Source organism: Dokdonella sp. (assembly GCF_036518555.1).
Taxonomy (GTDB): Bacteria; Pseudomonadota; Gammaproteobacteria; order Xanthomonadales; family Rhodanobacteraceae; genus Dokdonella_A.
In genome coordinates, this window is sequence record NZ_DATDMY010000224.1 from 1 (window position 1) to 6,068 (window position 6,068).

4 protein-coding genes are annotated in these 6,068 nt (G+C 69.6%); 2 read left to right on the forward strand and 2 right to left on the reverse strand.

What is annotated here, in order from left to right; all coding sequences use genetic code 11:
* Both VI238_RS12525 and msrA read right to left on the reverse strand, forming a co-directional pair.
* The coding region (locus VI238_RS12525; RefSeq protein WP_331651842.1) for a peptide-methionine (R)-S-oxide reductase at window positions 1–267 on the reverse strand (267 nt) is incomplete at its 3' end.
* Entirely contained in the window at window positions 264–923 is a 660-nt protein-coding gene (gene msrA, locus VI238_RS12530; protein ID WP_331651844.1) for a peptide-methionine (S)-S-oxide reductase MsrA, read from the reverse strand. The genes VI238_RS12525 and msrA, both read right to left, overlap by 4 nt.
* Before the next feature lie 258 nt (window positions 924–1,181).
* On the opposite strand from msrA, the gene VI238_RS12535 reads away from it, so the two are divergent.
* Entirely contained in the window at window positions 1,182–2,429 is a 1,248-nt protein-coding gene (locus tag VI238_RS12535) for an efflux RND transporter periplasmic adaptor subunit (RefSeq protein ID WP_331651846.1), read from the forward strand.
* An 18-nt stretch (window positions 2,430–2,447) separates the two neighbouring features.
* A complete protein-coding gene (locus VI238_RS12540) occupies window positions 2,448–5,684 on the forward strand; it encodes an efflux RND transporter permease subunit (RefSeq protein ID WP_331651848.1) in 3,237 nt (1,078 codons plus the stop codon).
* The last annotated feature ends 384 nt before the right edge of the window (window positions 5,685–6,068 follow it).

Here is a 6,068-nt window from a genome sequence, read left to right on the forward strand (position 1 = left end):
CACGTGCGCGGGATCGAACGGCGCGTAGAAGCTCGGCCAGCCCGTGCCCGATTCAAACTTCGCGATCGAGCGGAACAGCGGCAGCCCGCACAACCGGCAGGCGAACACGCCCTCGCCGTGCTCGTGCAGCAGCCCGCCGCAAAACGGCCGCTCGGTGCCGTGGTCGAACAGCACGTAGCGCTCCTCGGGCGTCAGGCGCGCGGCGAGCCTATCGCGTTCGGCCGCATCGATCGGCGTGAGGTCGTAACCGGAGGCGGACGTCGTCATGCGAGGCCTCCGTCCTTCGGCGAATCCTCGCGCAGCCAGTCGCCGAACTGCTTGCGCAGCTTGGCCACCTTCGGCGCGGCGACCGCGGCGATGTACGCCTGCTCCGGATGCAGCGCGGCGTAGTTCTGGTGGTAGCGCTCGGCGTCGTGGAACGCCTCGAGCGGCACGAGCTGCGTCGCGATCGGCGCGGAGAACACCTTCGCCGCGTCGAGCTGGCGGATGTACGCGGCCGCGACGTCGCGCTGCGCCTCATCCGCGTAGAACACGACAGACCGGTACTGGCGGCCGCGGTCGTTGCCCTGCCGGTCGACCTGGGTCGGATCGTGCGCGACCGCGAAGAACACCTTGAGCAGGCGACCGAAACGGATGCGGCTCGGGTCGAAACGGATCGACACCGCTTCGGCGTGATCGGTCGCGCCGCTGCATACGCGCTCGTAGTTCGCGCTCGCGGCGTCGTCGCCGCTGTAGCCGGAGGTCACGTCGAGCACGCCGTCGAGCTCGCGGAACACCGCTTCGACGCACCAGAAGCAGCCGCCCGCGAGCACCGCGCGCGCTTCGTGCACGCCGGGCGCCGGCGCGGGATCGAACGCGGCATCGGGAACGAGGGAACGGTCGACGGCGAGGCCGGCGCCCGGGATGTCACAAACGGCATTCATGGGCAACTCCTTGGGAACATGACGTGCTGGTCGTCATACGATCGAACGCTCGCGGCAGAGACAGGCTCGGAGCGGAGTTCCTTGCAGATGATGGCCGGCATGCCCGAACCCAAGCCCGGCGCCGCGAGTGGCCGTGCCACGAAAATGTGCATGTAAAGATGGATTTACGCGGCAGGTCGCCCCGCCGTTCAGGCGCCACTGCTAGCCTTCGCGCAGCGCCGGCAGGAAACCCGGCCAGGCCCGTCCGAAGGAATGTCCATGTCGCGTTCGAAGCCCGCGCTCGTCGCCGTCGCCGTGCTTGCTGTCGTCGCCATCGGCTGGCGCATGTTCCATGGCGCCGGTTCGGACGGCACGGGCCGCCACGGGCCCGGCATCGATGCGCAAGCCCCGGTACCGGTCACCGTCGTCGCCGCGGCCACGCGCGACGTGCCGGTCTATCTCACCGCGCTCGGCACGGTGCAGGCGCTCAACACGGTGACCGTCACGGCGCAAGTCGGTGGCCAGCTCGAGGCGCTTCACTTCACAGAGGGCCAGGAGGTGAAGCGCGGCGACCTGCTCGCGGAGATCGATCCTCGTACGTTCCAGTCCGCGCTCGAGCAGGTGCAGGCGAAAAAGAAGCAGGACGCGGCGCAGCTGAGCGCGTCGCAGAGCACGCTCGCGCGCTACGAGGAACTCATCAAGAAGAACTTCGTGTCGGCGCAGGACCTCGAGAACCAGCGCCAGACCGTGCGCCAGCAGCAGGCGATGCTCGCGGCCGACGACGCGGCGATCGCGAGCGCGCGCACGCAGCTCGGCTACACGCGCATCGTCGCGCCGATCACCGGCATCGCCGGAATCCGCCAGGTCGACGTCGGCAACCTCGTGCAGGCGAATGCAGGCAACGGCATCGTCGTGCTGACCCAGGTGCATCCGATCAACGTGATGTTCACGCTGCCCGAGCAGGAGCTCGCCGATGTCCGCTCGGCCCAGGTCGCGAGCGCGGGCGGACTCGAGGTCGCCGCGCTCGACCGCACCGACGCCCACGTGATCGCGACCGGCGCGCTCAAGGTGATCGACAACCAGATCGACACGGCCACCGGCACGTTCCGGCTCAAGTCGGAGTTCGGCAACGCCGACAACGCGCTGTGGCCAGGCCAGTTCGTCAACGTGCGCGTGAGGCTGCGCACGGTCGCCGGCGGCGTCGTCGTGCCCGCGACCGCGCTACAGCGCGGCCCCGCCGGCACCTACGTCTATGCCTTGCAGGCAGACGGCACGGTCGCGATGGAACCGGTCGTGGTCGCGGGCGACGCCGGCAACGACGCGGTGCTCGTCGCGAGCGGCATCGTCGCCGGCGACAAGGTCGTCACCGAAGGCCAGTTCCGGCTCAAGCCCGGCAGCAAGGTGCAGGCGCTCGCGCCGGGCGAGACGCCGGCGCCGCCGAGCGCGGAGGAGCTCGGGACGATCAAGGACGCCGGCGCGCCGCCGCAGGCCGAGCGACGCGGCGGCGGTCGGCGCGGCGGCCGCTGACGTCCGAACGACCTCGCCATGGGCTTCTCCACGCCGTTCATCCGCCGCCCGATCGCGACTTCGCTGCTGATGGTCGCGCTGCTCCTGCTCGGCGTCGTCGGCTGGCGCGCGCTGCCGGTGGCGGCGCTGCCCGACATCGACGCGCCGAGCCTCGTCGTGACGACACAGTATCCGGGTGCGAGCGCGTCGACGATGGCTGCGCTCGTGACGACACCGCTCGAGCGGCAGCTCGGCCAGATCTCGGGCGTCGTCACGATGAGTTCGGACAGCTCGGCGGGCCTTTCGACGATCATCATCACGTTCGACCAGGGCCGCGACATCGATGCGGCCGGCCAGGACGTGCAGGCCGCGATCAATGCCGCACGCGGCACCTTGCCGACGAACCTGCCGTATCCACCCGTCTACAACAAGGTCAACCCGGCCGACGCGCCGATCCTGACCCTCATGCTCACGTCCGATTCGCGGCCGCTGCGCGAGGTCAACGATTACGCCGACAGCATCCTCGCGCAGCGCCTGTCGCAAATCGGCGGCGTCGGCCTCGTCAGCATCGCGGGCAACGTGCGGCCCGCGGTGCGCGTGCAGGTGAACCCGGCGCAGGTCGCCAACCTCGGGCTCACGATGGAGGACGTCCGCAGCGCGCTGACGCAGGCCAACGTCAACGCGCCCAAGGGCAGTCTCAACGGAACGGTGCAGAGCTTCAGCATCGGCACCAACGACCAGCTCGCCGATGCGGCCGAATACCGCTCGACGATCGTGAGCTACCGGAATGGCGCGGCGGTGCGCCTGTCCGACATCGCGACGGTCGTCGACGGCGTCGAGAACGACCAGCTCGCCGCCTGGGCGAACGGCAAGCCCGCGGTGCTGCTCGACATCCGCCGCCAGCCGTCGGCGAACATCGTCAAAACGGTCGAGGAGATCCGCAAGGAACTGCCCGCACTGCGCGCGCTGCTGCCGGCGGCCGTGCACCTCGACGTGTTCTCGGACCGCACCGTGACGATCCGCGCGTCGGTCGAGGACGTCGAGCTCACGCTCGGACTCACCGTGCTGCTGGTCGTCGCGGTCATCTTCGTGTTCCTGCGCCGGCTGTGGGCGACGGTGATCCCGAGCGTCGCGGTACCGCTGTCGCTGCTCGGCACGTTCGGCGTGATGGCATTCGCCGGCTTCTCGCTCGACAACCTGTCGCTGATGGCGCTCACCGTCGCGACCGGTTTCGTCGTCGACGATGCGATCGTGATGATCGAGAACATCGTGCGCTACATCGAGCAGGGCAAACAGCCGCGCGAGGCGGCCGAGATCGGCGCCCGGGAGATCGGCTTCACCGTGCTCTCGCTCACGGTGTCGCTGATCGCGGTGTTCCTGCCGCTGCTGCTCATGCCCGGCGTCACGGGCCGCCTGTTCCACGAGTTCGCCTGGGTGCTCACGATCGCGGTCGCGATCTCGATGCTCATTTCGCTCACGCTGACGCCGATGATGTGTGCGTACCTGCTCAAGGCCGACGCACTGCCCGCGGGCGACCACGCCGACGATGGCGCCGCGCGCGCGAGCGAGCGCGACGCGTGGACGCGCACGGTCGACCTCTACGCGCGCAGCCTCGACTGGGTGCTCGCGCGCCAGCCGCTGATGCTGCTGCTCGCGTCGGCGACCGTCGTCGTCACGATCGCGCTGTACGTGCTGATCCCGAAGAGCCTGCTGCCGGAGCAGGATACGGGCCTGATCCTCGGTGTCGTGCAGGCCGACCAGAACATCGCGTTCCCCGCGATGCAGGAGCGCACGAAAGCGGTCGCCGACGCAGCGCGCGCCGTACCCGGCGTCGCCGGCGTCGCCGCGTTCGTCGGCGCGGGCTCGGTCAACCCGACGCTCAACCAGGGTCAGCTCAGCATCGTGTTGAAGCCGCGCGGCGAGCGTGGCGGTCTCGACGACGTCGTGCCCGCGCTGCAGCGCGCGGCCGCGCACATCCCTGGTGTCGCGCTCTACCTCAAGCCCGTGCAGGACGTCGCGCTCGACACGCGCGTCGCGCCGACCGAGTATCAGTACGCGCTGTCGGAAGTGAACGCTGCCGAGCTCGCGGGCTTCGCCGCGCGCATGACCGACGCGTTGCGCAAGCGGCCCGAGCTCGTCGACGTCGACAACAACCTCGCCACGCAGGGCAACGCGCTGCACCTCACGATCGACCGCGAGAAGGCGAGCCGCCTCGGCGTACCGGTGCAGACGATCGACGACACGCTCTACGACGCGTTCGGCCAACGCCAGATCTCGACGATCTTCACCCAGCTCAACCAGTACCGCGTCGTACTCGAGGTCGCGCCCGAGTTCCGCACGAGCAAGGCGCTGCTCGACCAGCTGACCGTGCGCGGCAACGGCAACGGCGCGCTCATCGGCAGCAACGCGACGACGCTCGGCCAGGCGACGTCGAGCAACTCGGCGACGCCCTCCGGCATCGGCAATGCCGGCAACACCGGCATCGCGGTCGGCGCCGGTGGCGCGATCCCGCTGTCGGCGCTCGCGAGCGCGACGGAGACGAGCGCACCGCTCGTCATCAGCCACCAGGACCAGTTGCCCGCGGTCACGCTGTCGTTCAACCTCGCGCGCGGCTATTCGCTGTCCGACGCGGTCACGGCGATCCGCGCGGTCGAGGCGGAGCAGGCGTTCCCGCCGCAGGTGCGCGGCCAGTTCGTCGGCAAGGCGGCCGAGTTCTCCGCGTCGCTCGCCGACGAAGTGCTGCTGCTGCTCGCCGCGGTCGTCGTGATCTACATCGTGCTCGGCGTCCTGTACGAAAGCTACATCCACCCGATCACGATCATCTCGACCTTGCCGCCCGCGGGCGTCGGTGCCCTGCTCGCGCTGATCGTCTGCGGCATGAGCCTGTCGGTCGACGGCATCGTCGGCATCGTGCTGCTGATCGGCATCGTCAAGAAGAACGCGATCATGATGATCGACTTCGCGATCGAGGCGCAGCGCGACGGCATGAAGCCCCACGACGCGATCCGTCGGGCCTGCCTGCTGCGCTTCCGCCCGATCATGATGACGACCGCCGCGGCTCTGCTCGGCGCGCTGCCGCTCGCGCTCGGCAACGGCATCGGATCGGAACTGCGCAGGCCACTCGGCGTGTCGATCGTCGGTGGCCTGCTGCTGTCGCAGCTGATCACGCTCTACACGACGCCGGTGATCTATCTCTACTTCGAGCGGCTGTCGGAATGGGTCCGGCGGCGGCGCGAGGCGCATGCGCACGCGGTGGCGCGGCCGAGGTCGGCATGACGCCATTCGGCGCACGCGCTCTGCGGAGGTCGGAGATGCGCCTGCGCGATCGCGCAGCGCTTCACCTGCGCTTCGTGTCGTTCGCCGCCTCGCGACAACCGAGCCGCGTCCCTGCGCGTTCGTCCCGCATCCCTGCGGGCCGGTTACCCTTCTTTGCTTGTCCAAAGAAGGGTAACCCCAAGAAAGGACACCCCGACAGCGTCGCCCTCCGGGCATCCTGCCCTTCGGGTTCGCGATCGCCGGCCGGTTGCGCCGACGGCACGTCCTTGTGCCGACGGCGCAATGAGCGCGATCCATCGCGCTCACCCTTCGGGCTATTCGTCCGCCGCTCGCCGTCGCTGACGGGGCCCGGAAGAGCGGCGCGCTCCTGCGCGCAGTAGCCGT

Bases quoted from the DNA above. Each gene is read 5' to 3' on its own strand.
- msrA (WP_331651844.1), bottom strand. From the start codon at position 923: ATGAATGCCGTTTGTGACATCCCGGGCGCCGGCCTCGCCGTCGACCGT.
- VI238_RS12535 (WP_331651846.1), top strand. From the start codon at position 1,182: ATGTCGCGTTCGAAGCCCGCGCTCGTCGCCGTCGCCGTGCTTGCTGTC.
- VI238_RS12540 (WP_331651848.1), top strand. From the start codon at position 2,448: ATGGGCTTCTCCACGCCGTTCATCCGCCGCCCGATCGCGACTTCGCTG.